Source organism: Micromonospora sp. WMMD558, from assembly GCF_049315255.1.
Lineage (GTDB): Bacteria > Actinomycetota > Actinomycetes > Mycobacteriales > Micromonosporaceae > Micromonospora.
On sequence record NZ_CP186061.1, the window covers coordinates 4736317 to 4762293 of the forward strand.

At 74.5% G+C, this 25977-nt stretch carries 25 protein-coding genes, 2 pseudogenes and 2 riboswitches; of the genes and pseudogenes, 13 read left to right on the forward strand and 14 right to left on the reverse strand.

Annotated elements, in window-relative coordinates; all coding sequences use genetic code 11:
- The first annotated feature begins 37 nt into the window (after positions 1 to 37).
- Positions 38 to 721, forward strand: coding sequence for a DivIVA domain-containing protein (locus tag ACN26Y_RS22455; RefSeq protein ID WP_305070143.1), 684 nt, complete (start codon positions 38 to 40; stop codon positions 719 to 721).
- A gap of 77 nt (positions 722 to 798) precedes the next feature.
- On the opposite strand, the gene ACN26Y_RS22460 is transcribed toward ACN26Y_RS22455, so the two are convergent.
- Positions 799 to 1266 (reverse strand): DUF6194 family protein, encoded by a 468-nt coding sequence (locus tag ACN26Y_RS22460; protein ID WP_155332184.1) that lies wholly within the window; start codon positions 1264 to 1266, stop codon positions 799 to 801.
- Between the two features lie 202 nt (positions 1267 to 1468).
- Between ACN26Y_RS22460 and ACN26Y_RS22465 the strand changes: the two genes are divergently transcribed.
- Positions 1469 to 2320, forward strand: coding sequence for an NAD-dependent protein deacetylase (locus ACN26Y_RS22465; protein WP_422734964.1), 852 nt, complete (start codon positions 1469 to 1471; stop codon positions 2318 to 2320).
- Between the two features lie 70 nt (positions 2321 to 2390).
- Positions 2391 to 2489: riboswitch (glycine riboswitch) on the forward strand.
- Between the two features lie 73 nt (positions 2490 to 2562).
- Positions 2563 to 5379 (forward strand): aminomethyl-transferring glycine dehydrogenase, encoded by a 2817-nt coding sequence (gene gcvP / locus ACN26Y_RS22470; protein WP_422733476.1) that lies wholly within the window; start codon positions 2563 to 2565, stop codon positions 5377 to 5379.
- 125 nt (positions 5380 to 5504) lie between these two features.
- On the opposite strand, the gene ACN26Y_RS22475 is transcribed toward gcvP, so the two are convergent.
- Positions 5505 to 5705, reverse strand: a complete 201-nt coding sequence (locus tag ACN26Y_RS22475; RefSeq protein ID WP_155332186.1) for a DUF5999 family protein — start codon at positions 5703 to 5705, stop codon at positions 5505 to 5507.
- Between the two features lie 168 nt (positions 5706 to 5873).
- On the opposite strand from ACN26Y_RS22475, the gene ACN26Y_RS22480 reads away from it, so the two are divergent.
- The gene (locus ACN26Y_RS22480; RefSeq protein WP_422733477.1) at positions 5874 to 7022 is read left to right on the forward strand and encodes a chorismate-binding protein; all 1149 of its coding nucleotides are present in this window, start codon (positions 5874 to 5876) and stop codon (positions 7020 to 7022) included.
- A gap of 207 nt (positions 7023 to 7229) precedes the next feature.
- Here the strand turns inward: ACN26Y_RS22480 and ACN26Y_RS22485 are convergent, their stop codons facing one another.
- Genes ACN26Y_RS22485 through ACN26Y_RS22495 form a run of 3 tightly spaced genes read right to left on the reverse strand, consistent with a single transcriptional unit; the run spans position 7230 to position 9163 of the window.
- Positions 7230 to 7385 carry a hypothetical protein gene (locus ACN26Y_RS22485; RefSeq protein ID WP_422733478.1) on the reverse strand — a complete coding sequence of 52 codons (156 nt, stop codon included), beginning with the start codon at positions 7383 to 7385 and terminating at the stop codon, positions 7230 to 7232.
- Positions 7386 to 7394: 9 nt separating this feature from the next.
- Positions 7395 to 8201, reverse strand: coding sequence for an ABC transporter permease (locus ACN26Y_RS22490; protein ID WP_155332188.1), 807 nt, complete (start codon positions 8199 to 8201; stop codon positions 7395 to 7397).
- A complete protein-coding gene (locus ACN26Y_RS22495) occupies positions 8198 to 9163 on the reverse strand; it encodes an ATP-binding cassette domain-containing protein (protein ID WP_366599039.1) in 966 nt (321 codons plus the stop codon). Before ACN26Y_RS22495 ends, ACN26Y_RS22490 begins: the two co-directional genes overlap by 4 nt.
- Before the next feature lie 74 nt (positions 9164 to 9237).
- On the opposite strand from ACN26Y_RS22495, the gene ACN26Y_RS22500 reads away from it, so the two are divergent.
- Positions 9238 to 10047, forward strand: coding sequence for a TetR/AcrR family transcriptional regulator (locus ACN26Y_RS22500; protein WP_155332189.1), 810 nt, complete (start codon positions 9238 to 9240; stop codon positions 10045 to 10047).
- Between the two features lie 10 nt (positions 10048 to 10057).
- A complete protein-coding gene (gene def, locus ACN26Y_RS22505; RefSeq protein WP_155332190.1) occupies positions 10058 to 10558 on the forward strand; it encodes a peptide deformylase in 501 nt (166 codons plus the stop codon).
- Positions 10559 to 10601: 43 nt separating this feature from the next.
- On the opposite strand, the gene ACN26Y_RS22510 is transcribed toward def, so the two are convergent.
- From ACN26Y_RS22510 to ACN26Y_RS22520, 3 genes and pseudogenes are all read right to left on the reverse strand, one after another.
- Positions 10602 to 11036, reverse strand: coding sequence for a GNAT family N-acetyltransferase (locus ACN26Y_RS22510; RefSeq protein WP_370463364.1), 435 nt, complete (start codon positions 11034 to 11036; stop codon positions 10602 to 10604).
- Between the two features lie 39 nt (positions 11037 to 11075).
- A pseudogene (locus ACN26Y_RS22515) lies at positions 11076 to 11177 on the reverse strand (GNAT family N-acetyltransferase); the annotation flags it as partial.
- Positions 11178 to 11438: 261 nt separating this feature from the next.
- Positions 11439 to 12212: a sulfite exporter TauE/SafE family protein gene (locus ACN26Y_RS22520; RefSeq protein ID WP_422734965.1), complete on the reverse strand. Its 774-nt coding sequence runs from the start codon at positions 12210 to 12212 to the stop codon at positions 11439 to 11441.
- A 205-nt stretch (positions 12213 to 12417) separates the two neighbouring features.
- Here ACN26Y_RS22520 and ACN26Y_RS22525 point away from each other — a divergent pair, with 205 nt between their 5' ends.
- Complete coding sequence (locus tag ACN26Y_RS22525) at positions 12418 to 13197, forward strand: endonuclease/exonuclease/phosphatase family protein (RefSeq protein WP_155332192.1); 780 nt, start codon at positions 12418 to 12420, stop codon at positions 13195 to 13197.
- Here ACN26Y_RS22525 and ACN26Y_RS22530 read toward each other — a convergent pair.
- Positions 13194 to 14064 (reverse strand): annotated as a pseudogene (locus tag ACN26Y_RS22530) (bifunctional 5,10-methylenetetrahydrofolate dehydrogenase/5,10-methenyltetrahydrofolate cyclohydrolase). The gene ACN26Y_RS22525 and the pseudogene ACN26Y_RS22530 sit on opposite strands and share 4 nt — an antisense overlap.
- A 15-nt stretch (positions 14065 to 14079) precedes the next feature.
- Positions 14080 to 14161, reverse strand: a riboswitch (ZMP/ZTP riboswitch).
- Positions 14162 to 14223: 62 nt separating this feature from the next.
- On the reverse strand, positions 14224 to 15231 hold the full coding sequence (locus tag ACN26Y_RS22535) for a tyrosine-type recombinase/integrase (RefSeq protein WP_155332194.1): 1008 nt from the start codon (positions 15229 to 15231) through the stop codon (positions 14224 to 14226).
- A gap of 127 nt (positions 15232 to 15358) precedes the next feature.
- Here ACN26Y_RS22535 and ACN26Y_RS22540 point away from each other — a divergent pair, with 127 nt between their 5' ends.
- Positions 15359 to 15610, forward strand: a complete 252-nt coding sequence (locus tag ACN26Y_RS22540; protein ID WP_155332195.1) for a phosphotransferase — start codon at positions 15359 to 15361, stop codon at positions 15608 to 15610.
- Positions 15611 to 15735: 125 nt separating this feature from the next.
- Here ACN26Y_RS22540 and ACN26Y_RS22545 read toward each other — a convergent pair whose 3' ends face one another.
- Complete coding sequence (locus tag ACN26Y_RS22545; RefSeq protein WP_422733479.1) at positions 15736 to 16764, reverse strand: LysR family transcriptional regulator; 1029 nt, start codon at positions 16762 to 16764, stop codon at positions 15736 to 15738.
- Positions 16765 to 16790: 26 nt separating this feature from the next.
- Between ACN26Y_RS22545 and ACN26Y_RS22550 the strand changes: the two genes are divergently transcribed.
- From ACN26Y_RS22550 to ACN26Y_RS22560, 3 genes are all read left to right on the forward strand, one after another.
- Entirely contained in the window at positions 16791 to 17237 is a 447-nt protein-coding gene (locus ACN26Y_RS22550) for a hypothetical protein (RefSeq protein WP_230688717.1), read from the forward strand.
- Complete coding sequence (locus ACN26Y_RS22555; protein WP_230688718.1) at positions 17230 to 18855, forward strand: multicopper oxidase family protein; 1626 nt, start codon at positions 17230 to 17232, stop codon at positions 18853 to 18855. Before ACN26Y_RS22550 ends, ACN26Y_RS22555 begins: the two co-directional genes overlap by 8 nt.
- Positions 18856 to 18947: 92 nt before the next feature.
- On the forward strand, positions 18948 to 20600 hold the full coding sequence (locus tag ACN26Y_RS22560; protein WP_366599048.1) for an FAD-binding oxidoreductase: 1653 nt from the start codon (positions 18948 to 18950) through the stop codon (positions 20598 to 20600).
- Between the two features lie 46 nt (positions 20601 to 20646).
- Here ACN26Y_RS22560 and ACN26Y_RS22565 read toward each other — a convergent pair whose 3' ends face one another.
- The 3 genes from ACN26Y_RS22565 to ACN26Y_RS22575 form a co-directional block, all read right to left on the reverse strand.
- The gene (locus tag ACN26Y_RS22565; protein ID WP_155332197.1) at positions 20647 to 21249 is read right to left on the reverse strand and encodes a TetR/AcrR family transcriptional regulator; all 603 of its coding nucleotides are present in this window, start codon (positions 21247 to 21249) and stop codon (positions 20647 to 20649) included.
- Positions 21250 to 21262: 13 nt separating this feature from the next.
- The gene (locus ACN26Y_RS22570; protein WP_422733480.1) at positions 21263 to 23674 is read right to left on the reverse strand and encodes a PEP/pyruvate-binding domain-containing protein; all 2412 of its coding nucleotides are present in this window, start codon (positions 23672 to 23674) and stop codon (positions 21263 to 21265) included.
- Between the two features lie 154 nt (positions 23675 to 23828).
- Positions 23829 to 24557: an SDR family oxidoreductase gene (locus tag ACN26Y_RS22575; RefSeq protein WP_422733481.1), complete on the reverse strand. Its 729-nt coding sequence runs from the start codon at positions 24555 to 24557 to the stop codon at positions 23829 to 23831.
- 69 nt (positions 24558 to 24626) lie between these two features.
- Between ACN26Y_RS22575 and ACN26Y_RS22580 the strand changes: the two genes are divergently transcribed.
- Positions 24627 to 25460 (forward strand): patatin-like phospholipase family protein, encoded by an 834-nt coding sequence (locus ACN26Y_RS22580; protein WP_155332200.1) that lies wholly within the window; start codon positions 24627 to 24629, stop codon positions 25458 to 25460.
- Positions 25461 to 25474: 14 nt separating this feature from the next.
- Positions 25475 to 25960 (forward strand): peroxiredoxin, encoded by a 486-nt coding sequence (locus tag ACN26Y_RS22585; protein ID WP_422733482.1) that lies wholly within the window; start codon positions 25475 to 25477, stop codon positions 25958 to 25960.
- The last annotated feature ends 17 nt before the right edge of the window (positions 25961 to 25977 follow it).

A 25977-nucleotide genomic window follows, 5' to 3' on the forward strand; every position in this document is an offset into this window, starting at 1 on the left:
TCGCGAGCCCCGCAGTGACGAACGAAGGGCGGGTACGGTGAGCACGAGCCAGATCAGTCGGTACGACGGTGTGCACGTCGCCGGTGGTGTGCAGGTGCGGATGACCTCGGACCGGGTGCGGCGGTGGGAGTTCGGCTCCGCCTCGTTCACCCGCCGGGGCTACGACAACGCCGACGTGGACCGGTTCCGGGTGCAGGTGGCCGACGAGTTGGATCTGCTGGCGTCGCAGATCGCGCACCTGCGGGCGGAGAACGAGCGGCTCAACGACCACCTGGAGCTGCACCGGCACGGGGTGCTGCCGAGCGCGGGGGCGGCGGCGGTGCCGGCGGCCAAGGAGGTGAACCTGCTGTCGGCGGCGCAGCGGGAGGCCGAGCAGATCATCGCCCAGGCGCACGACTACGCCCGGCGGGTCGCCGAGTACGCCCGGACGCAGTACGAGAGCTACGTGCGGGCGGCGGCGGAGGAGGCCCGGCAGGAGGCGGAGCGGGCGGTGCAGGAGTACCGCGCGTCGGCGGGTGCGAGCTTCGACGACTCGGTGGCGGCCCGGGAGGCGCTGCGCATCTACGGCGAGATGATGATCTCGCACATGCAGGCGGCGGCGCGGCACCTCGACGACGGCAGCGAGCACCTGGCGCGGACGATGCAGCGGCTGGCGCAGGACGCCCCGGCGGTCGCCGCGGGTGCCGGGCAGGGTGCGTTGCCCCGCCACGGTCAGCGGTGATCCGGCGTGGGGTCCGGCGTCCGGCCGGCCCCCACGCCGGGGCCGGCGTCAGGCCGGCCCCCACGCCGGGGCCGGCGTCAGGCCGGTGAGCGTCGGGTTCGCCGGTTGGCGTACTTGCGGGCGGCGAAGGCGTACGCCTCGGCCAGCAACGTCCGCACCGCCGGCAGGGTCGCCTCGCCGGGGTCGACCACGCTCACCCAGTGCTGGGAGGCGTAGATCGGGTGCGGCATCAGGGTGTCCGTCGCCGCGTGGTCGGCACCGGTGTCCAGGACGCCCCGCTCGTCGCGGCGGGACGGGGCGGCGCCGAACAGCGCCGAGTAGCCGGCGCGGGTGAGCCCGATGTTGAGCCGGTAGGCGCCCGGCCGGCTCAGGTCGGACACGGTGTCGTAGTGGTCGCCGGTGACGATCGTCGCGAACGGAAGCTGCCGCTCGGGGGGAAGGTCGCCGCGCGGGTCGTAGACGAAGAACCGGTCACCGGTGGCTTCGAGGGCGGTGACACCGTCGCAGGTGTCCAGGATGTGGCGGGTCATCTCGTCGGCGTTCACACCTTCAAGTTTCTCATTGAACTCCTTTTTGAGGCTTTTGCCGGTGGTTTGCGGGTGGCGGAGGGCTGAACCCTCAACTCGGGCGCGAACCGGGCGGCGCGGGCCGGCGCCGGGGTTGCCCGCAGCCGGGCGTCCTGACCGGCCGGGCCGCGCGTGGGCGGCGGAGCGGCTGGTGAGGCAGCATTGGTGCGTGACGCAGGAGATGGTCGACCCCCTGGCGCGCCTGGTCGGCGGCGGTGGGGTGGTGGTGCTCAGCGGGGCGGGCCTGTCCACCGAGTCGGGCATCCCCGACTACCGGGGGCCCAGCGGCGCGGCCCGCCGGCACACCCCGATGACGTACCAGGCGTTCACCGGCGACCCGGCGGCGCGGCGGCGCTACTGGGCGCGCAGCCACCTGGGATGGCGGACGATCGCCCGGGCCGCCCCGAACGACGGCCACCGGGCGGTGGCCCGCCTGCAGCACGCCGGCCTGGTCGACGGGATCATCACCCAGAACGTCGACGGCCTGCACACCGCGGCGGGCAGCGCCGGGGTGGTGGAGCTGCACGGCCGCCTCGACGAGGTGGTCTGCCTGGACTGCGGCAACGGCACCTCTCGGGAGGAGGTGGATCGGCGGCTGACCGAGGCCAACCCGGGCTTCGACGCGCGGGTGGCGGCGGTCAACCCCGACGGTGACGTGGACCTCGCCGACGCGGCGGTGACCCGGTTCCGGACCGTCGACTGCACGGTGTGCCGCACCGGCATGCTGAAACCCGACGTGGTGTTCTTCGGCGAGACGGTGCCCGCGCCGCGGGTGGCCCGCTGCTTCGCGCTGGTGGAGTCCGCGCGGCTGCTGCTGGTGCTGGGATCGTCGTTGACGGTGATGTCGGGGCGGCGGTTCGTGCTGCGGGCGGCGAAGCTGGGCATCCCGGTCGCGATCGTCAACCAGGGCCCGACCCGCGGCGACGCGTACGCGGCGCTGACGGTGGACGCGCCGCTGGGCCGGCTGCTGCCGGCGCTCGCCGACCGCGCCGCCACGCCCGCGCCGGCGGGTGTGACGCCCGTCGCGTCCTAGCCCGGGGGCGCGGCGGCCGGGGGACGCGGGCGCGGGATTCCTGCCCGCTGGTAGCGTTGACCATGCCGGTAGCACCCACGTGGGAGAGACCGCCCGCAACCACCCGGGGCGGCGCCGAAGGGGCAAATCCTCCCCGGAACCTCTCAGGCAAAAGGACCGCGTGGGCAGGCACTGTGGAGCGCCCGTGGGCGCGACAGAGGGGGAGGGCGACCTGTCGACCTCGCCCCCCGGGAGCGCAGCCCATGACCGCAGAGCAGTTCGCCGCCCGCCACATCGGCCCCGACCCGGACGACGAGCGCCGGATGCTGGAGGTCGTCGGCTACGGCTCCGTCGACGAGCTGATGGACGCGGCGATCCCCGAGGTGATCCGCTGGCACGGCACCCTCGACCTGCCGGCGCCGGCCAGCGAGCACGACGCGCTCGCCGAGCTGCGCGCCCTGGCCGCCCGCAACACCGTCGCCGTGTCCATGATCGGGCTCGGCTACCACGGCACCCGCACCCCGGCGGTGATCCGCCGCAACGTGCTGGAGAACCCGGCCTGGTACACGGCGTACACGCCGTACCAGCCGGAGATCAGCCAGGGCCGCCTCGAGGCGCTGCTGAACTTCCAGACGATGGTCACCGACCTGACCGGGCTGGCCACCGCGAACGCCTCCATGCTCGACGAGGGCACCGCCGCGGCCGAGGCGATGACCCTCGCCCGCCGCGCCTCGAAGAGCACCAGCCCGGTGTACGTGGTCGACGCGGACGCCCTGCCGCAGACCGTCGCGGTGATCACCGGCCGGGCGGAGCCGCTCGGCATCGACGTGCGCGTGGTCGACCTGGACACCGAGGAGCTGCCGGCGGAGTTCTTCGGCCTGCACCTGCAGTACCCGGGCGCGTCCGGGGCGGTACGGGACCATTCCCGCCTGGTCGACGCCGCCCACGCCGCCGGCGCGCTGGTGACCGTGGCCGCGGACCTGCTCGCGCTGACCCTGCTGCGCCCGCCGGGCGAGATCGGCGCCGACATCGCCGCCGGCACCACCCAGCGGTTCGGCGTACCGATGGGGTTCGGTGGGCCGCACGCCGGTTACCTGGCGGTGCGCGCGGGCCTCGAGCGGGTGCTGCCCGGCCGGCTGGTCGGCGTGTCCCGGGACGTCGACGGCAACCCGGCCTACCGGCTGGCGTTGCAGACCCGTGAGCAGCACATCCGGCGGGAGAAGGCGACCAGCAACATCTGCACCGCGCAGGTGCTGCTCGCGGTGATGGCCGGCATGTACGCCGTGTACCACGGCCCGGACGGGCTGCGGGCGATCGCGGCGCGTACCCACGAGATGGCGGCGCGGCTCGCGGCCGGGCTGCGCGCCGGCGGCGTCGGCGTCGCGGACGTCGCGTTCTTCGACACCGTCACCGCGACCGTGCCCGGCCGGGCCGCCGACGTCGTCGCGGCCGCCGCGCGGCGCGGCGTGAACCTGCGGCTGGTCGACGCCGACCGGGTCGGGATCTCCTGCGACGAGACCACCACGACCGGCCACCTGGAGCAGGTGTGGACGGCGTTCGGGGTGCCGGCGTTCACCGGCGACCTGGACGCGGCGCTGCCGGCGGGCCTGTCCCGCACGAGTGACTTCCTCACCCACCCGGTGTTCCGCACCCACCACTCGGAGACGGCGATGCTGCGCTACCTGCGGCGCCTGGCCGACTTCGACTACGCCCTGGACCGGGGCATGATCCCGCTGGGGTCGTGCACGATGAAGCTCAACGCCACCACCGAGATGGAGCCGGTGAGCTGGGCGGAGTTCGCGCACATCCACCCGTTCGCGCCGCCGTCGCAGACCGCCGGCTACCGGGAGATGATCGCCCAGCTGGAGGGCTGGCTGGCCGAGGTGACCGGCTACGACGCGGTCAGCGTGCAGCCCAACGCCGGCTCGCAGGGTGAGCTGGCCGGGCTGCTGGCGATCCGCGCGTACCACCGCTCCCGCGGCGAGGGGCACCGGGAGGTGTGCCTGATCCCGTCATCGGCGCACGGCACCAACGCCGCGTCGGCGGTGATGGCGGGCATGCGGGTGGTCGTGGTCGGCTGCGACGCCGACGGCAACGTCGACCTGGTCGACCTCGACGCGAAGATCGACAAGCATCGGGACGCGCTCGCCGCGATCATGGTGACGTACCCGTCGACGCACGGCGTGTACGAGACGGGGATCGCGTCGCTGTGCGCGAAGGTCCACGACGCCGGCGGCCAGGTGTACGTGGACGGGGCGAACCTCAACGCCCTGGTCGGGTTCGCCAAGCCGGGCACGTTCGGCGCGGACGTGTCACACCTGAACCTGCACAAGACGTTCTGCATCCCGCACGGCGGCGGCGGCCCCGGGGTGGGTCCGGTGGCGGTGCGGGCGCACCTGGCGCCGTTCCTGCCCGGCGACCCGCTCACCGCCGCCGAGGGCCGGCCGGCGATCTCCGCGGCCCGGTACGGGTCGGCGGGCATCCTGCCGATCCCGTGGGCGTACCTGCGGATGATGGGCGCGTCCGGGCTGACCCGGGCCACCGGGGTGGCGGTGCTCGCGGCGAACTACGTGGCGGCGCGGCTGCGCGGGCACTTCCCGGTGCTGTACGCGGGCAACAAGGGCCTCGTCGCCCACGAGTGCATCCTGGACCTGCGGCCGCTGACGAAGGCGACCGGGGTGAGCGTCGACGACGTGGCGAAGCGGCTGATCGACTACGGGTTCCACGCGCCGACGATGTCGTTCCCGGTGGCGGGGACGCTGATGGTGGAGCCGACCGAGAGCGAGGACCTGGCCGAGCTGGACCGGTTCTGCGACGCGATGATCGCGATCCGGGCGGAGATCGACAAGGTGGGGTCGGGGGAGTGGCCGGCCGGGGACAACCCCCTGGCGAACGCGCCGCACACGGCGGCGATGGTGTCGGCCGACGAGTGGCCGCACCCGTACCCGCGGTCGGTGGGCGCCTACCCGGCCGCCGAGCGGGCGGGGAAGTACTGGCCGCCGGTGCGTCGTATCGACGGCGCGTACGGCGACCGGAACCTGGTCTGCTCGTGCCCGGCGCCGGAGGCGTTCGAGAGCTGACGAGGGTGCCGCCGGGGCGGTCGTGGGCCGCCCCGGCCGCTCACGTCGACTCCGCCGCCACTGGTCCCGGACCGGGGGACTAGCCTGAAGCCGGCGTGAACAGGAACGTTACGCTGAGTGGTCGGTCAGGCGACGAGGGCGTGGCGGGCGGGGCCGCGGTGCGGGGCGATGGTGCGGCCGTCGGGAAGCAGCTCGCCGGTGTCCTCGAAGACGATGACCCCGTTGCAGAGCAGGCTCCAGCCCTGCTCAGGGAAACAGGCGATGGCCTTGGCGGCGTCCCGGTCGGTCGCTTCAGCGGAGGGGCAGGTGGGTTGGTGCTGGCACATCGGGTTCTCCGGACTGTGGGGGCACTGTGTCATGGTTCACATGACCAGTGACGCACAGTACCAAGCGAAAGTGGCCGGCATCGAGCAGGTACGCGCGTGCGAGACACGAAATCCGCTGAACGGACGAGGCAGATTGGGCCAGACGGCGTGGAAACGCTCCCACGGGTAGTGGTCGATGTGCCGGGGGCGCCGGCCGGCTGTCGCCGTACCCTCGTCGAGTCGGCCCGCTGGGAATGGCGGCCCGCCGACGGCGGCGACCCGGCCGCGACCGCGCAGGCCTTCCTCGCCGCCCACGGCCTCCACCTGGACGACCTCGCCCGCCCGGCCCCCGCCCACCGCCCCGGCGGGGTGTGCGGGGCCGCCCTGTACGTCTCCGCCGCCGCCGGCGCGGCCATCGCCGGCGGCGCCGTGGGCGCCCCGAACCCGGCCCCGGCGCTGCCCGAGGTCGCGGTCGTCGTCTACCGGCACGCCGCGGCCGCCGCCCCCGCGCGCCGGCCGGCCGCCGGCTGGTGGCTCGGAACGTGGGCGGAGAGCTGGACGCCGCGGCAGCACGCCGACGCCGTCCGCGCCGTCCGCGACGCCATCGGCCGCGGCGACGTCTACCAGGTCAACCTCGTCGGGCACGCCGCCGCCCCCTACACCGGCGACCCGCTGCCGGCCCTCGCCCGCCTGGGCGCGCTGCCCGGCGCCCGCTACGGCGGCACCCTGGCCGGCGCCGGCTGGGCGATCGGCTGCGCCTCCCCGGAGACCCTGGTGGAGGTCACCGGCGGACGGGTGCTCACCCGACCCATCAAGGGCACCCGCCCGGCCACCGCCGCCGGCCGCGCCGAGCTGCTGGCCAGCGCGAAGGAACGCGCCGAACACGTCATGATCGTCGACCTGGAACGCAACGACCTGGCCCGCGTCGCCCGCACCGGCAGCGTCCGGGTGGACGAGCTGTTCGCCGTACGCCGCTGGTGCGACCTGTGGCAGGCCGAGTCCACCGTGTCGTCGGCCGTCGCCGACGGCCTGGGCCTGGCCGACCTGCTCCGGGCCGTCTGCCCCGGCGGGTCGGTCACCGGCGCGCCGAAGCTCGCCGCCCTGGAGCACCTCGCCGCCCTGGAACCGGTCGGTCGGGGCGCCAGCATGGGCGCGCTGGGTTGGGTCGCCGCGGGCCGGGTCGACCTGGGCCTGACCATCCGCACCGCCGCCGCCGACGCCGAGCGGCTGCACGTGTGGGCCGGCGGCGGCATCACGTGGGGCAGCGACCCGGACGCCGAGGTCGCCGAGGCCGCCGCCAAGACCGGACCGGTCCGCGCCACCCTCGCCGGCCGGTGACGCCCTTGCCGGCCGGTGGCGCCCTCGCCGGTTCCACGCCGTCTCACCGGCGCAGGTCCGTCGGCGCCGTTCCCGGACGGACCCGTGGCCCGGCCCGCTGTGGAACTGATGTCGTGAACGGTTCGGGCCGCCTCGGCTGTGATGTCGTCGACGGCTCAGCTCCATAGCGGCCGTGACGGCACCCGGCGTCGCGGCGGGGAGCGCCGTTCAGCGCGGCCGGGCCAACTCGTCCAGGGCGAACTCGTCCAGGGCGGCGCGGACCCCGTCGGCCATGCCCGGGCCGGTGCCGTGGCCGGCAGCCTCCAGCAGTTCCAGGCGCGCGTACGCGTCGGCGAAGTCGCCGTCGCGGTCGGCGGGCGGCATGCCGTCGCGTCACCGGCCCGACCGGTGGTAGCGGCGCACGGACAGCGGCAGGAACACCGCGATCAGCAGCAGCGGCCAGGCGACGGCGAGGGCGACGGCGTGCTGCGCGGCGAACGTGTCGCCGCCCCAGCCCGGGTTGCCGAACAACTCCCGGCAGGCCGCGACGGTGGCCGACAGCGGGTTCCACCCGGCGAGCGCCGCGAGCCAGCCCGGCATCGTGTCGGGTGCCACGAACGCGTTGGAGGTGAACCCGACCGGCCACACCAGGATCTGCAACGCGACCACCGACTCGGGGCGGCGCAGCACCAACGCCAGGTGGATGCCGACCCAGATCAGCGCGAAGCGCAGCAGCAGGAGCAGTCCCACCGCGGCCAGCGCCCGCGCCGGCCCGGCCCGCCACTGCCAGCCGACGGCCAACCCGCAGGCGAGCATCACGGCCAGGCCGGCCGCCGAGTGGAGCAGGTCGGCGGCGGCCCGGCCGGTGACCACCGCCGACGGCGCCATCGGCAGCGTCCGGAACCGGTCGGTGACGCCTCGGGCGGCGTCGGTGGCCACCGCCGTGTAGGTGGCCTCGATGCCGAAGACCATCGTCATGGCGAACATGCCGGGCAGCAGGAACTCCCGGTAGTCACCGCCGCCGGGCACGGTCATCGCGCCGCCGAACAGGTAGCCGAACATCAGCACCAGCAGCACCGGGAAGAGCAGCCCGACCAGCACCGGCACCGGTTGGCGGACCGCGTGTGCGAGCGCGCGGCCGGTGAGCACCAGGCTGTCGGAGACGGCGAAGCGCAGCCGCTGTGCGGGCAGGGTCGTCACACGGTCACCGTCCGGTCGGTGTCGGGGGCGTCCCGGGCGGTGAGCCGCAGGTACACCTCGTCGAGGGTGGGGCGGCGCACCGCGACGTCCGCCGCGGCGAGCCCCGCGTCGTCGAGCGCCCGCAGCACGGCGGCGAGAGCCGTGACCCGCCGCGTGACGGGCACGCTGAGCCGCAGCGCCGCCGGGTCGACGTCGGGTGCCGCGCCGACGGCGACGGCGACGAGGCGTACCGCCCGGTCCAGATCGTCGGGGCGGGACAGCACCACGTCGACGCGGTCACCGCCGAGCGCGGTCTTCAACTCGTCCGGGGTGCCGGCGGCGATCACCCGGCCCCGGTCGACGACCCGCAGGGTGTCGGCCAACTGGTCGGCCTCCTCCAGGTACTGCGTGGTCAGCAGCACGGTGGTGCCGGCCGCGGCGAGCCCGCGCACGGCGTCCCACACCTGCGCCCGCGCCCGCGGGTCCAGGCCGGTGGTGGGCTCGTCGAGGACGAGCACCGGCGGGTCGAGGATCAGCCCGGCGGCCAGGTCGAGCCGACGGCGCATGCCGCCGGAGTACGTGCCGACCGGCCGGTCGGCGGCGTCGGCGAGGTCGAACCGGTCGAGCAGTTCCGCCGCCCGTGCCCGCGCCCGGGAGATCGGCAGGTGGTGCAGGCGCGCGAAGAGCACCAGGTTCTGCCGGCCGCTGAGCACCTCGTCGACGGCGGCGTGCTGACCGACCAGGCCGATGCGCGCGCGGACCCGGTCGGGGTGGCGCAGTACGTCGGCGCCGGCGACGGTGGCGCGGCCCGCGTCCGGGCGCAGCAGGGTGGTGAGGATCCGCACCGTCGTGGTCTTGCCCGCCCCGTTCGGGCCGAGCAGCCCGCACACCCCGCCGGCGGGGACGGTCAGGTCCAGCCCGTCCAGCGCCCGCGTGTCGCCGTACCGCTTGCGCAGCCCCTGCGCGTCGATCGCCGTTGGCATCCGCACCCCCGATCCTCGGTTTCCGTACGCCGTACGGTACATCATACGGTACGGCGGACGGTAGGGTGATCGGCGTGACGACCGAGTACAGCGGCACCGGCGATCCCGCCCGCAGCCTCGCCCTGCTGTGGCGGACCCGGGAGCGGGTGAGCCGCAGGGGCCGGCCCGACCTGTCCGTCGACCGCATCGTCCGGGCGGCCATCGACGTCGCCGACACCGAAGGGCTCGCCGCCCTGTCCATGCGGCGCGTCGCCGAACGCCTCGGCGTCGGCACGATGAGCCTCTACACGTACGTGCCGGGCAAGGGTGAACTCCTCGACGTCATGCTCGACACCGTCCACGGGGAGACCGTCGACGCCGCGACCGACGACCCGGGCGCCGGCTGGCGGGCCCGCCTGGAGCGGGTCGCCCGGGACAACTGGGCCCGCTACCTGCGGCACCCGTGGCTGTTGCAGGTCGCCACCACCCGCCCCCCGCTGGGCCCACACCTGATCGCCCGCTACGAGCAGGAGCTGCGCGCGGTCGACGGAATCGGCCTGACCGACCTGGAGATGGACGCCGTCGTCACCCTCGTCGACGGGTTCGTCCACGGCGCGGTCCGCAGCGCCGTGGAGGCCGCCCAGGCCGCCGCCAGCACCGGCATGACCGAGCAGCAGTGGTGGGCGGCGCACGCCCCGTACCTGGAGAAGGCCCTCGACCCGCGCCGGTTCCCGCTCGCCGCCCGCGTCGGCACCGCCGCGGGGCAGGAGTACCAGGCCGCCGGCGACCCGCAGCGGGCGTTCGACTTCGGCCTGGCCCGCATCCTCGACGGCATCGAGGTCCTCGTCCGCCACCGACCCACCGACAGCGGCGGGCCGGCGAGCGCCGCCGGGGCCGACCGATAACCTTGCCCGCATGACGATGCGCCCGATCCGGATCATCGGCGACCCGGTGCTGCGAACCCCCGCCGAGCCGGTCACCACCTTCGACGCCGAACTGCGCGCCCTGGTCACCGACCTGATGGACACCCTGCTCGGCGCGCCCGGCCGGGCCGGCGTCGCCGCCCCGCAGATCGGCGTCAGCGCCCAGGTGTTCGTCTACGACGCCGACGGGCACCGCGGCCACCTGATCAACCCGACGCTGGAACTGTCCGAGGAACTCCAGGACGACGACGAGGGCTGCCTGTCCATCCCCGGCCTGTACTTCCCGACCCCGCGCGCCATGCACGCCACCGCGCACGGCGTCGACCAGCACGGCGAACCGCTGACCATCACCGGCTCCGGGTTCCTCGCCCGCGCCCTGCAACACGAGACCGACCACCTCGCCGGCCGCCTCTACGTGGACACGCTGCGCGGCGACACCCGCCGCCGGGCCCTGCGGGAGATCCGCGCCGGCCGCTTCGACGCGCGCCGGTAGCACACGACCCCCGGCGCCGGGCCACGACCCACCCGGCGGGGCGTCAACGCCCGGTCAGCGTGAACTCCCCGTAGTCGGCGACGCGGGTGAAACCGAGCCGCTCGTACAACCGCACCGCCGGCCCGTTGTCCGCCCGCACGTTCAACGTCACATGCTCCACCGAGGACCGCAGCCGCCGGCACAACGCCGCCACCACCGCCGCCCCCAGGCCCCGACCCCGCGCCCGCGGATGGGTGGTCACGTTCCCGACCGCAGCCACCCGGTAGCGCGGCGACCACACGTGCACCCCGGCCACCGCGACAAGGCCACCGCCGTCGCGCACCCCCACGTACTGGCCGGTGTCCACCATCCGGGGATCGAACCAGTTGCCCGGATACGCCTCCGCGTACAGCGCCCGCAGCGCCGGCAGATCCGCCGCGCCCAGCACCACCCCGGCCGGCGGCACCGCCGCCAGACGCACCGGGTCGGTCAACGCCATCTTCAGGTGGCCGCCGCTCGCCCCCACCGTGAACGCGCCCGCCAACGCCGCCTCCAGACCGGGGGACAGGTGCGCGTACAAGCGCGCCGGCAACACCGGCGCCAGGTCACCGAGCAGCGCCGCCAGCCCCGCCAACCCCGCCGGCGGGGCGAACGCCAGCAACGTCGCCGGCACCGCCCCGTGGTACAGCAGCGCCACCGCCTCCCCACGGCGGAACCACGACGTGTACGGCCAGAAGAAGTCGTCCAGATCACCCAACTGGTACGCGTGCAACACCGGATCCGCGCCCAGCAGGTCCGCCAGCACCGCCCGGTCGTGTTCCGCCCGCACCGCCACCCGCCGATGATCACACGCCCGGTGCCCGGCCACCCGGCGCGGGTCAGCGACCGCCCGCCCCGCCGCTCAGCCCGCCAACCACTGGTCGTACCCGAGCCTGCCCACCAGCGCCAGCACCACCACCAGCAGCACCCCACGCACGAACCCGGACCCGCGGCGCAGCGCCATCCGCGCCCCCAGCACCGCCCCGGCGATGTTGCACACCGCCATCGCCGCCCCGAGCAGCCACCACACGTGCCCGGTCGCGGCGAACACCACCAGCGCACCCAGATTCGTGCCCGCATTGACGATCTTCGCCATCGCCGACCCGTGCACGAAGTCCGCGCCCACCAGCGCCGTGAACGCCAACACCAGGAACGTGCCCGTCCCCGGCCCCACCAGACCGTCGTACAGCGCGATGCCCACCCCGGCAACCGCCACCGCCACCACCATCCGGGCCCGGGTACGCCGGTGCGGCTGCGCCACCACCCCCAACCGCGGCCGCGCCACCACGAACACGGCCACCGCCACCAGCACCGCCAGCACCACCGGCCGGTACGCCGACGCCGGCACCGCCCCGGCCAACGCCGCCCCCACACCCGCGCACAACACCGCCAGGCCCGCCGCCGGGCCCGCCACCGCCCAGTCCAGCTTCGTGCGCCGGGCGTACGTCACCGCCGCCGTCGCCGTCCCCGCGACAGCCGCCAGCTTGTTCGTACCCAACGCCGTGGCCACCGGCATCCCCGGCGCCCCCACCAGCAACGCCGGCAACAGCAACAGACCCCCACCACCGACCACCGCGTCCACCCACCCCGCCATCGCGGCGACGGCGAGCAGGGCGGTCAGCGAAAAGGGGTCCAGGTCCACGGGCGGCCATTCTGCCCACCCCCGCCCCACGACGCGGAACCGCTGTGGCCAGCCTCACCGCCCCCCCGCGGGCCCCGTCACCGGCCGCGACGCCGCCGCAACCACACCCCGACCGAGCCCACCGCCACGAACACCAGCCCCGAACACACCAGCACCTTCAGCACCCGGCAACCATGCCACGGCGGCATACAGTGACCAGGTGCGCCTGGCCACCTTCAACCTCCTGCACGGCCGGTCCCTCACCGACGGGCTGGTCGACCCCGACCGGCTCACCGCCGCCGTCAACGCCCTCGACGCCGACGTCCTCGCCCTGCAGGAGGTCGACCGCGACCAGAGCCGCAGCGGCAAGCTCGACCTGACCGCCATCGCCGCCCGCGCCCTCGGCGCCCCCGAACACCGCTTCGCCGCCGCCGTCGTCGGCACCCCCGGCGAACAGTTCCGACCGCTCACCCACGACGACGACGGCCACGGCGAACCCTGCTACGGCATCGGCCTGGTCAGCCGCCACCCCGTCACCAAGTGGCGGGTCACCCGCCTGAAACCCGCGCCGGTCCGCTCACCGGTGTACGTGCCGGGCCCCGGCGGCGGGCTCGTCCTGCTGCACGACGAACCCCGCGTCGTGCTCGCCGCCGTCCTCGACACCCCCCGCGGCCCGCTCACCGTCGCCGCCACCCACCTGTCGTTCGTCCCCGGCTGGAACGCCAGGCAGCTCCGGCAGACCGTCCGCGCGCTGCGCACCCTGCCCGCGCCGCGGATCCTCCTCGGCGACCTCAACCTGCCCGCCGGAGCCGCCCGCCTGATCAGCGGCTGGCGCCCCCTCGGCCGCCGCCCCACCTACCCGGCCGGCCAGCCCCGCGTCCAACTCGACCACGTCCTCGCCGACCGGCAGGGCCTCGACCTGCTCCCGCCGGTCACCGCCGTCCGCACACCCCTGTCGACCATCTCCGACCACCGGCCACTCGTGGTCGACCTCGGCTAACCCGCGGTGGCCGGCCGGGCGGCCCGGCGGGCGGCGCGCACCGCGTTGCGGAACAGCATCGCCACCGTCGTCGGCCCCACCCCACCGACCCGGGGCGTGATCGCCCCCGCCACCTCCGCGCACGACTCGTCCACATCCGGCAGCAACCGCCGCCCCTCGTACCGCAACCGCACCCGGACGCACGTGCTCCGGCCGCACGATCCCCGGAACCCCCGCCGCCGCCACCAGGATGTCCGCCCGCCGCGTGTACCGCGGCCAGTCCGCCACCCCGGTGTGCACCACCGTCACCGCCGCGTTCGCCGTCGGCCGCTTCTGCGCCAGCAGCATCGCCAGCGGCCGGCCCAACGTCGCACCCCGGCCCAGGACCACCACCTCCCGGCCCGCCACCGGCACCCCGTGGTACGCCAGCAACGCCTCGATGCCCGCCGGCGTGCACGGCAACGGCCCCGGCAACCCCAACGCCAGCCGCCCCATGTTCACCGGGTGCATCCCGTCCACGTCCTTGTCCGGGTCCAGCACCTCCACCGCCCGGTCGTAGTCCAACCGCGCCGGGATCGGATGCTGCACCAGCACCCCGTGCACGGCCCGGTCGGCGCTGAAGTCCGCCAACACCGCGTGCAGGTCCGCCTGCGACGCCGACGCCGGCAGATGCACATGCGGCGACGCGAACCCCAACTCCGCCGCCTGCCGCTGCTTGATCCGGATGTAGCCGGCGCTCGCGTCGTCGTCACCGACCAGCACCGTCGCCAACGACGGCGTCACCCCCACCGCCCGCAACGCCCGCACATCCCCGGCCACCTCGGCCAGCACCTGATCCGCCACCGGCCCACCCGGCAACAGCCGGGCCGTCGTCGTCGATCGGGACATGGGTCACCTCGCCCCGCGGAAGGCCCAGGCGGTCGACCTTCCGCGACGAGCTCCCCGATGGTCACTCCCATCCCCGGTGCCGCCAGTCGCGTCCGGGCCCAGCCTGCCACACCCCGCCCGGCCAGCGCATCCGCCACCACCATCCTCCCGGCGATCCGCTCAGCCGCCCCCGTCCTGAGCCGGCAGCAACCCCGCCAACGCCCGGTACGTGCGGTTCGCCCGCACCGCCGCCCGCTGCTGACCCGCCGTCACCTCGATGTACGCCTGCGACGACGCCAACGACGCGTGCCCCAGCAACCGCATGATCTCCGCCGCGCTCGCCCCGTCCTCCGCCAACCGCGTCGCGAACGTGTGCCGCAACGCGTGCAGCCGCGCCCCCCGCGGCACCCGGTCACCGATCCCCGCCCGCCGGTAACAGGAGTCCACCAGGTACTGCAACCCACCCCGGCGCAACGCCTCACCCCGCCGGTCCACCAGCAACGGCGAGTCGGGGCGTACGCTGCGGGCGCCGAACCGGCGCCGGCGACTGTCCAGATGGTCCGCCAGCACCACGTCCAACTCCGGCTCCACCGGCACCACCCGCGGCCGCCCACCCTTGCCGGCCACGTCGAGCCGCCGCTCACCGGCCCGCCCGGCGAGCGACGCCACCCGCAGCGCCAGCAGCTCGGACAGCCGCAGCCCCGCGCACAGGGCGAGGGCCAGCACCGCCAGATCCCGTTCGGGCCACGGGTCGCGTTGCCGCCCGTCGGCCCGGGCCACCGCCGCCAGCAACTGCTCCGGGGTGTCCGCGCCGCGCAGCGGCTTGGGCCGGGGGAGCGGTGCGCGGGGCCGCCCCACCGCCGGCATCGGATTGCCGGCGACGATCCCGTCGGCGACCAGGAACGAGAAGAAGCTGTTCCAGGTGGACCACGCCCGGTGCACCGACGCGGCGGAGCGGGGAGCGGCGAACCGCGCGAACGCCGCCCGCAGGACCCGGGGGGTGAGGGCGGCGACGGGCAGGACGTCGAGGGGGAGGGGAGGGGTGGCCTCCTCGACCGCGAGGGCCGCCACCGTCCGCAGGTCCCGACGGTACGCCTCGAGGGTGTGCGGGGAGGGCTTGCGGGTGGTGCGGTCGGTCAGGAACTCCTCGATCAGCCGCATTACCGGTTCGTCCGCTTTGTCATGCATAAGCAGTATTATGCATGGTTTTCGCGTTCGGGAGGGAGCGGGCAGGGGAGCAGACGGTTCCGGCAGCGCCCCGCCGAGGCGCGGCGCAAACGGTTGGACGTCCGAGTCGAGCCGGACGACTCCAGCCATGGTCGACATCGACGGGGAACTCGTACGCGACCTCGTCCGGGCGCAGTTTCCGCAGTGGAGCGACCTGACGGTCACACCCGTCGCCCGGCAGGGCTGGGACAACCGCACGTTCCGCCTCGGCGACGAGTTCGCCGTGCGGCTACCCAGCGCCGACGGTCACGTGGCGGCGGTCGCCAAGGAAGACCGCTGGCTGCCGGTCGTCGCACCGCACGTACCGCTCCCTGAGGGAGGGCCGATCCGGTTTACTTGACATAATGTACATTATCGAATGCTTAGTGGGTCGAGGTCGTTCAGGCGGAACCCGTCCTCGACCGGCAGGTCGGCGGCTGGCCGACCGGCGCGCCCGACCGGCCGGGAACACCCGTCCGGGTCAGCTCACGGTTCTCCGGCGATCCAGTCCCAGCCGGTGATCGTGCTGCGCATCAGGCGGGCGGCGGTCGAGAGATGGTTGCCGGTCCCCCAGAGCAGGGTGAGGGTGCGACGGGAGTCGGGGCTGTCGACGGCCACCCAGGCGACGGTGGAAGAACTGGGGGCCCGGCGGGCGATGGCGGGGGCGAGACCGACGCCGAGCCCGGCGACGATCAGGGCCTGGATGGCGGCGGGCTCGTCGCCTTCACAGACGATCTTCGGTGTGCGGCCCCGTGCGGCGAAGAGGTGGTCGAGGAGCCGGCGTTGCCAGTGCCCCTGGCGGGTGGTGATGAAGGGCTGGTCGGCGAGGTCGTCGACGCCGACCGAGGTGCGCGCCGCCAGCGGGTGGTCGAGCGGCGTGGCCAGCCACACCGCTTCGTCGAGCAGTTGGACCGCTTGCAGGCCCTCGGCGGGGATCGGCTGGGTGGCGACGCAGAGGTCGACGTCCTGGGCGCGCAGGTGGCGGGCCATGTCACCGGCGGCCATCTGGTGCAGTTCGACCTCGATGGAGGGGTGGGCCCGCCGGAACGCCGCGAGCGGCCGGGCGAGGGCGAGGAAGGTCTCCGACGCCAGTCGCACGGTGCCGAGGCCCTCGCTGGCGGCCTCGGCGACGGCCCGCCGCCCCGCGTCGAGCTCGCCGAGGGACCGTTCGACGTAGTCGCGGAAGAGTTTGCCGGCGTCGTTCAGCCGGAGCCGGCCGGCACGGTCGAACAGGGGCGTGCCGAGCTCGCTCTCCAGCCGGGCGATGGTGCGGCTCAGTGACGGCTGGGCGACGTGGAGTTCGTCGGCCGCGCGGTTGAGGTGTTCCAGCCGGGCCACCACGAGGAACTGCCTGAGCGTGTGCAGGTCGATGACGGCTCTCCTCGTTCGTGCGCGTCCCGGGTGGCGGCGGTGCCCGCCGTCGTGTCCGTCATGCCTCCAACGACATAACGTCATAGCAATATTCGTCTTGGGCAGGATAACCCTCCAGGTCATAACGTGGTGGTGTTCCCGCATCGAGGACAACGTGAGGAGGACATCCCATGGCCACCGCGGCCAACAGGTTCCGCCCGGTCGCGCCGGCTCGGCCGGAGGCCGTCGGTCGGACGGGCCGCGCCGGGTGGGTGCTGCGGGCCGTCGTCAGCGCGCACGTGGTGGCGATCGTCGGCCAGCCGGTGTTCGCCGGGGTGTATCTGACCGGTGATTTCGACAGCCTGCGCTGGCACGTGGTCGGCGCCGACGTGGTCACCTCCATCGGCTACCTGCAGGTCATCGCGGCGGTCGTGGTGTGGGTGCGGCTGCGTCAGGTCTGGCCGTTCCTGGCCACGACGGCGGTGGTGGCGGCCGAGACGGGGCAGTATCTCGCCGGTTTGGACGGCGCGCTGTGGCTGCACATCCCGCTGGGCGTGATGACCGTCGCCGCGCTCGTCGTGCAGTTCATCGCGGTCTGGCGTCGGCCCCTCCTGCGGCGGGAGGCCCGCGATGGGTGAGCACGACGTGGGCTCCGGCATGACCAGGCGGCGGATGCTGGGCATCGGTGGGACGCTCGGGTTGATGGCGGTCACCGGGCTGTCGGCGTCGGCCGCGATGGCCCGCCGGCCGGCGGTCACGGGTGCGCTGCTGCGCAGCGCCATACCGCTACCGCCGCCGTTCCAGGTGCCGCTGCCGATTCCCGCCGTGTTGAAGCCGGTCAGCACGGCGGGCGGTGCCGACCGTTACGAGATCACCCAGCGGGAGGCGACGGTGGAGATCCTGCCGGGTGTCAGGACGCCGGTGTGGACGTACGAGGGGACCTTCCCGGGGCCGACGATCGAGTCGCGCAGCGGCCGGCCGGTCACCGTGACCCACCGCAACGAGTTGCCCGTGCCGACCGTCGTGCACCTGCACGGCGGACGCACCCCGGCGGCGTCCGACGGGTATCCGACGGACCTGGTCCTTCCCGAGGGCTGGCCGGATCCCGGCCACGGCGGGCACCACCGCGGCCACGGTGGGCACGGCAGCGGGCACGGCATGCACCACGATCCGCGGGCCGTGGTGACCCGGCTGACGCGCGACTACACCTTCCCGTTGGAGCAGCGGCCGGCGCTGCTGTGGTACCACGACCATCGGATGGACTTCACCGCTCCCGCGATCTGGCGGGGGCTGGCCGGGCTGCAGATCGTCCGGGACGACGCCGAGGACGCGCTCGGTCTGCCCGCGGGGCGGCGCGAACTGCCCCTCGTGATCATGGACCGTTCGTTCGCCGCTGACGGCGGTCTCGACTACCCCGCCCTCGACCCGACGCTGCGCGGGCGGCTGGGCGTTCGCGAGCCCTATCTCGGCGGGGTCCTCGGTGACGTGATCCTGGTCAACGGCGCCCCGTGGCCGGTGCACGAGGTGGACGCGGTTCGCTACCGGTTGCGGATCCTGAACGCCTCCAACGCCCGGCACTACGAGCTCGAAGCGGTGAGCGACGACGGGCGTCGGCTCGATCTCGTCCAGGTCGGCGCCGACCAGGGGCTGCTGGCGGCGCCGGTCACCCATCGTGTGCTGCCGATCGCGCCGGCCGAGCGTTACGACGTGGTCATCGACTTCTCCGGTGTCCCGGTCGGCGGTCGCGTCAGAGTGGTCAACCGGCTGGGCTCCGGGCGTACCCGCGAGGTGATGGCCTTCCGGGTGGCGCGCAAGGCCGCCGACGGCAGCCGCATCCCCCGCGTCCTGTCGGGCGATCTGCCGGCCTGGCGGCGGTCGGACGCCGTCAGGGTGCGCGACTTCTCCTTCCGCGCCGGTCGCCTGCACGGCGATCATGGATGGGTGATCGACGGGATTCCGTTCGACCCGGCTCGTTCCGACGTCACCGTCGGTCTCGGGGAGGTGGAGGTGTGGCGGCTGGTCGCCGACGTCCACCACCCCGTGCACCTGCACCTGGTCGGCTTCCGGATCCTCTCGCGCAGCGGCCGGCCGCCGCTGCCCCACGACGCGGGCCTCAAGGACACCGTCGCGCTGCGGCCGGGCGAATCGGCGGAGATCATCACCCGTTTCGACGGTTACCGCGGCCGTTACCTCTTCCACTGCCACAACGCCGAACACGAGGACATGGGCATGATGGCCAACCTCGAGGTGGTCTGACACCGCTCCTGCCGCCGGAGACGCGGCCACCGGCTGCGCCGTCGGTCGAGTAGGTTACGGCGAGTCGGGCTGGTTGACGGCGGGGAGGCCGGATGGTCGGCAAGCACCGTTCGTGGTGGGGTTGGGGCCACGTCGAGGACGCGGTGAGCGGCGCGGAGGCCGACGCGTTGACCGGCCGGGTGCGCGCGGTGCTGCCCGAGGCCGATCTGACCCGGCACGATCCGCCGCCGGTGGCGGAGCTGGGTCTGCGGCCGTCCCGGGTCGTCCCGCCGGCGTCGTTGGCGCGTCTGTGCTCGACCGAGCCGACCGACCGGGCCGCCCACGCGCACGGCAAGGCGTTCCGGGACGTCGTCCGGAACCTGCACGGCGACGTGCGGCACCCACCGGACCTGGTCGTCCGCCCGGCGTCGGAACAGGACGTCGTCGACGTGCTGGACTGGTGCGCGCGGGACGGGGTCGCGGTGATCCCCTACGGGGGCGGCTCGTCGGTGGTGGGCGGTGTGGAGCCGCGGGTGCACGACGGCTATTCCGGCGCGGTCAGTCTCGACCTCGGCCGGCTCGACCGGGTGTTGGAGGTCGACCGGACCAGCCGGGCGGCGCGCATCCAGGCCGGGGTGTTCGGCCCGGCGCTGGAGGAGCGGCTACGCCCGCACGACGTGACGTTGCGGCATTTCCCGCAGTCGTTCGAGTTCTCCACGGTGGGCGGCTGGCTGGCCACCCGGGCGGGCGGGCACTACGCGACCGTCCTCACGCACATCGACGACCTGGTGGAGTCGCTGCGGGTGGTCACCCCGTCGGGTGTCAGCCAGTCCCGGCGGCTGCCCGCCTCCGGCGCGGGGCCGTCACCTGACCGGCTCTTCCTCGGCTCGGAGGGTGCGCTGGGGGTCGTCACCGAGGCGTGGCTGCGCCTGCAGGACCGGCCGCGCTGGCGGGCGGACGCGGCGGTGCACTTCGACGACCACGATGCGGCGGTCGGGGCCACCCGGGCGGTCGCCCAGTCCGGGCTGCACCCGAGCAACTGCCGGCTGCTCGACCCGGCGGAGGCCCTGCTCAACGCGGGCGCCGCCACCGGCGGAGGGGTGCTGGTGCTGGGCTTCGAGTCGGCCGACCATCCGGTCGCAGCGGCGCTGGACCGGGCTGTCGAGCTGTGCCGCGACCACGGCGGGACGTTGCCGGAGCCGCCCCGGCACGGCGACGTGTCCGGTGGGCGGGGTGGCGGCGCCGTGGACACGTGGCGGTCGTCGTTCTTGCGGATGCCGTACCAGCGGGACGCGCTCGCCGCGCGGTCGATGATCGTGGAGACGTTCGAGACCGCCTGCACCTGGGACCGCTACCCGGCGCTGCGCGCGGCGGTGCTGGACGCGGCCGGCGCGGCGCTGGCCGAGGTCGGCGCGACCGGTGTGGTCACCTGCCGGTTCACGCACGTCTACCCGGACGGGCCGGCCCCCTACTTCGGTGTCTACGCGGCGGGCCGGTGGGACGGCATGCTCGCGCAGTGGGACCAGATCAAGCACGCCGTGTCCGAGGCGCTGCTCGCCGCGGGCGGCACGATCACCCATCACCACGCGGTCGGCCGCGACCATCGTCCCTGGTACGACCGGCAGCGCCCGGATCCGGTGGCGCTGGCGCTGCGGGCGGCGAAGGCCGCGTTGGACCCGTCCTGGGTGTTGAATCCCGGCGTTCTGGTCGACGCCGGGTCGGCCGGCGGTGAGCGGGTGGCCCGGGTCGGCGCCAGGACCGGATGACGCTGTGCCCCCAGGACGGTGAGCGGCGCGGTGGGGCGGGATTTCCTCACCTCGGGCTGATCGGGTGCCTCTCCCCTGCCGCCGGTTCGAAGATCAGGTCGAGGTGGTGGTCCAGTGCGCGCAGCGCCTGCTGCGGGGTGTAGTTGCCACTGAGGAGTTGGACGCCGAGGCCCTCCATGAGCGCGAGCAGGCCGGCCGCGGCGTCGTCGGCGCGCGGGCTCGGGAGGAGGCCGGCGACGAAGGCGACCATCTGCGCGTTGTCCTCGCGCAGGGTCGCGGCGGTCTCCGGCCGTACGGCGGTGTAGGCGAGGAACGCCAGTGCGACGCGGCCGTCGTCGCGGGACTGCTCGTCGAGCGGCAGCAGCGCGGAGATCATCGCCCGGAGCAGGTGCCGTGGTGCGGGTCGGTCGCCGAGGGCGGTGACCGCGTCGGTCACCCGGGCCTGGCTGCGGTCGCGGACGACGGACAGGGCGAAGGTCATCATCTCGTCCTTGGTGCGGAAGTAGTGCTGCACCATTCCGGCCGAGACGCCGGCCGCCGCGGCGACGTGGCGCAGGCTGACGGCTTCCAGTCCCTGCTCGGCGGCGACCCGCATCAGCGCGTCGGCGATGAGTGTCCGGCGTTGCCGGGGGTCCACCTTCTTCGGCATGGTGTCGATGCTTTCACGGTGCGGTCGCACCGGGACGGAGCGCGGTGACGGTGCCGGCGGCGCCGTCGACGGTGACGAGTTGCCCGTCGGTGATCGCGCGGGTGGCGTCGGGGACGCAGATGACGGCGGGGATGCCGTACTCGCGGGCGACGGTGGGTCCGTGGGCCATGACGGCGCCGGTCTCGGTGACCAGGCCGGCGGCGGTGAGGAACAGCGGCGTCCAGCCGGGGTCGGTGGTCGCGGCGACGATGACGTCGCCGGGTTCGATGCGGGCGGTGGCCGGGTCGTGGACGATGCGGGCGGGGCCGGTGATCCGGCCGGGTGCGGCGCCGACGCCGCGCAGCGTGCCTTCGGCGGCGGGGGCGGCCGGCAGGACGGTCTCCAGGTCGGTGCCGTCGGAGAGCAGCGCCACCGGAATGGTGCGGCGGCGCAGTTCGCGGCGGTGGGTGGCGGCGCGGGCGGTGACGGTGTCCCGGTGGTCGGTGCCGTGGTGGACGGCGTCGTGCACCTCGTCGAGGGTGAGGAACATGACGTCGTCGGGCCGGTCCAGCAGTTTCGCGTCGGTCAGGTCGGCGCCGATGTGCAGCAGTTGCCGGCGCATCTCCCGGAGGCGGTAGAGGCCGGCGAACTTGCCGGCCTCCCGCAGGCCGGCGAGGGCGCGGGCGCGGCGCAGCAGGAACACGGCGAGGCGGCCGCGGACGGGCCGTCGGCGGCGGGCGCGGGTGGCGAGGTCGGTGAGGGTGGCCTCGGCGGTGGCGGCGGCGCGGGCGAACCGTCGGTCGGGGGCCTGGTCGGGGTCGGTGAGGCGCAGGTAGTTGGCGAGCATGGCGAAGACGGGTGTCGGGTCCTCCTCCCAGCGGGGCACGCCGAGGTCGACTTCGGCGACGCCGCGGTGGCCGTAGGTGTCGAGGAACCGGTCCAGGCCGATGTCGGGCAGGGTGCCCTGCCGGTGGCGGGCGGTGAGTTCCGCCGGTGGGGTGTCGAGCAGGAGCCGGCGGTGGTCGGTGGCGTGCTGGGCGACGTGCCACAGCGCGAGGTCCATCTCGATGGTGACGTTGTGCGGCATGCCGCCCAGGACGGTGTGGATCTCGCCGGGTGCGGCGATGCCCTTGAGCAGGTACGGGGGCAGGGCGGCGGCGAGCATGCCGGCCATGATGGGCCAGATGATCTCGTTGGGGCTGTCGGTGGTGTCCTGGTCGCGGACGAAGCGGAGCCGGTCGGCGGGGGTGGTCAGGTCGGTGGGCGCGGCGCAGGTGCGGCGGATCCGGTCGATGGCGTCGAGCATGCGTTCGCGGGCGGTGTCGGGGCGGGTGAGGGCCCGCAGGACGCCGCTGGCGGCGCGGCCGGCGGTGCGGGCGGTGGGGCCGCCGGCGGTGCGGGTGCGCCGGGGTTGCGGGGCGAAGCGGGGGTCGGCGAGGACGTGTTGCATGACGGCCTGGGCCCGGGGTCCGAAGTCGACGGCCAGGAGTTTGACCAGCCGTTTGCGGGTGGCGGGGTCGCGGGCCTGGTCGGTGAGGTCGCCGTAGAGGCGCCCGCCGATGTCGACGATGTCGACGCGGACGCCGAGGGCGGCGAGCATGGCGGCGATGACCGCCTTGAGCGACGACATGCCCATCGGGGTGACGGGCTGGAGCATGCCTTGGACGTGGCCGAATTCGAGGTAGACGCGGGGTTCGGGCTTGTCGGTGGGTGGGGGCGGTGGGAACAGGGTGGTGATGGGTCGGGACTGGAGCACCCAGAGGGTGCCGTCGTGGTCGTACGCCCACTCGACGTCCTGTGGGCTGCCGAGGTGGTGCTGGAGGCGCTGGCCGAGGGCGTGGAGTTCGGCCAGTTGCGCCGGGGTGAGGCAGCCGGTGTCGTGGTGGTCGGGTCCGTCGAGGAGGTAGTGGTCGACGGTGGTGGCGCCGTCGACGACGGCGGTGCCGAGGCCGGGGGCGGCGTCGACCAGCATCTGGGTGCGGTTGCCGGTCAGCGGGTTGGCGGTGAAGAGGACGCCGGAGACCGTGGGGGCGACCATGCGTTGCACGACGACGGCCATCCGGACGGTGTCGTGGTCGATGTGGTGGGCGTCGCGGTAGGCGGTGGCGCGGGGGCCGTGCAGGGAGGCCCGGCAGGCGTCGACGGCGGCGAGGAGGCCGGCGTCGCCGGTGACGTCGAGGAGGGTGTCCTGCTGGCCGGCGAAGCTGGCGTCGGGCAGGTCCTCGGCGGTGGCGCTGGAGCGTACGGCGACGGGGCCGCCGCCGAGGTGGCGGTACGCGTCGGTGATCTCCGCGGCCGGGAGGTCGCCGGTCAGGGCGTCGGTGGTGATGCAGAAGCCGGGTGGGACGTGTTCGCCGTGGTGGATCAGTTCCCCCAGGCCGGCTGCTTTGCCGCCGACGAGGTCCGCCATGTCGGCGGTGATGTCGGACAGCGGAACGACCTGCATGGGACGCCTCCCCCAGAATTTTGCAATACGACTGCACTGCATCTGACCGTATCCGGTTCACGATGCGACTGCAATGCCATGGGGGCGACGTGGGTCACCCGACGTCGGCGCGACCGCCAACCCGGGCGAGAACGAAGAGGGGGACTGCCGCCCGTCAGAGGCCGCCGCCGACCCGCAGGACGGTGCCGGTGGTGTAGCTGGCGTCCGGGCCGAGCAGCCAGGCGATGGCGGCGGCGACCTCGTCGGGTTCCCCGGGGCGGCCGAGCGGGATGCGGGCGGCGGCGCGGTCGGGACGGTCGGGTTGACCGGACAGGGCGTGGATCTCGGTGCGGATGATGCCGGGGGCAACGGCGTTGACGCGGATGCCGCGGGGGGCGAGTTCCTTGGCCAGGCCCACGGTGAGGGTGTCGGTGGCGGCCTTCACGGCGGCGTAGTGGACGTACTCGCCGGGGCTGCCGAGGGTCGCGGCGACGGAGGAGACGTTGACGATCGCGCCGCCGGTGCTCATCCGTCGGGCGGCCTGCTGGGCGGCGAGGATGTAGCCGACGAGGTTGACGTCGACGACGTGGCGCAGGTCGCCCGGGTCGAGGTCGACGAAGGGGCCGATGGGGCTGGTGACGCCGGCGTTGTTGACCAGGCCGGTGACCGGGCCGAGGTCGGCGGCGGCGTCGAACAGGGCGGTGATCTGGTCGGGGTCGCGGGTGTCGGCGGGGATGGCGACGGCGCGTACCCCGGTGGCGTGCAGGTCGGCGAGCACCTTCTCTGCGGCGGTGCGGTCGCGGCGGTAGGAGAAGGCGACGTGGTGGCCGGCGTGGGCGAGGCGGCGGGCGGTGGCGGCGCCGATGCCGCGGCTGCCGCCGGTGATGACGGTGACGGGATTCAATGCCCTCTCCCCTGGTCCGCGCGGATGCCCGACGTTACCGTGACCGGCAGCTTGCGGAGGAGGTGGCGCGTGTCACGGGCGTTGGTGCTGGGCGGCGGTGGGGTCACCGGGGTGGCGTGGGAGCTCGGGCTGCTCGCCGGGTTGGCCGAGCGGGGCGTCGAGGTGGCCGCGGCCGACCTGGTGGTGGGGACGTCGGCGGGCTCGGTGGTGGGCGCGCAGGTGTGCTCGGGCGTACCGGTCGAGGACCTGTACGCGGCGCAGCTGCGCCCGGCCGGCGGTGAGGTGGCGGCGCGGCTGGGGTGGCCGGCGCTGGCGCGGCTGGTGTGGGCGGGCGGCGTGACCCGGGATCCGGTGGCGGCGCGGGCGCGGATCGGGGCGATGGCGGTCGCGGCGCGTACGCCGTCGGAGCAGTCCCGGCGGGCGGTGATCGAGTCTCGGTTGCCGACGCGTGGTTGGCCGCCGCGGCGGTTGCTGGTGACGGCGGTGGACGTGGCGACGGGCGAGTTCGTGGTGTTCGACGCCGATTCGGGGGTGTCGCTGGTGGACGCGGTGGGGGCGAGCTGTGCGGTGCCGGGTGTGTGGCCGCCGGTGACGGTCGGCGGGCGGCGGTACATGGACGGGGGCATGCGGTCGGCGGTGAACGCGGACCTGGCGGCGGGCGCGGAACGGGTGGTGGTGCTGGCGCCGATGGCGGCGGCGTTCGGGCCGATGCCGCGGTTGTCGGTTCAGGTGGCGGCGCTGCGGGCGGACGGGGCGCAGGTGGCGGTGGTGATGCCGGACGCGGGCGCCCGGACGGCGATCGGCCGCAACGTGCTGGACCCGGCCCGGCGGGCCGGCGCGGCGCGGGCGGGACGGGCGCAGGCGGCGGCGGTGGTCGACGAGGTGGCGGCGGTGTGGGGATGATCGCCTAGGCTCGCGTGGACGGCTATTGGGTGGAGGTGGGTGTGGTGGTCGCGGTCGGTGAGGTGGTCGAGGACTTCGAACTGCCGGACGAGACGGGTCGGATGCGGCGGCTGTCGGAGTTCCTGGCGTCCGGGCCGGTGGTGCTGTTCTTCTACCCGGCGGCGATGACGCGCGGGTGCACGGCGGAGAGCTGCCACTTCCGGGACCTGGCGGCGGAGTTCGCCGCGGTGGGCGCGCAGCGGGTGGGGATCAGCCGGGATCCGGTGGCGCGGCAGGCGGAGTTCTCCCGGTTGCACGGGTTCGACTATCCGCTGTTGTCGGACGTCGACGGTGCGGTGGCGGGGCGGTTCGGGGTGCGGCGGCGGCTGCCGCTGGGCCCGTTGAGCACGCGGCGGATGACGTTCGTGATCGGGACCGACCGGCGGGTGATCGAGGTGATCCACTCGGAGGTCAGCATGAACGACCACGCGGACCGGGCGTTGCGGGCGCTGGGGGGTTGATCGTCGGCCTGTCGCAG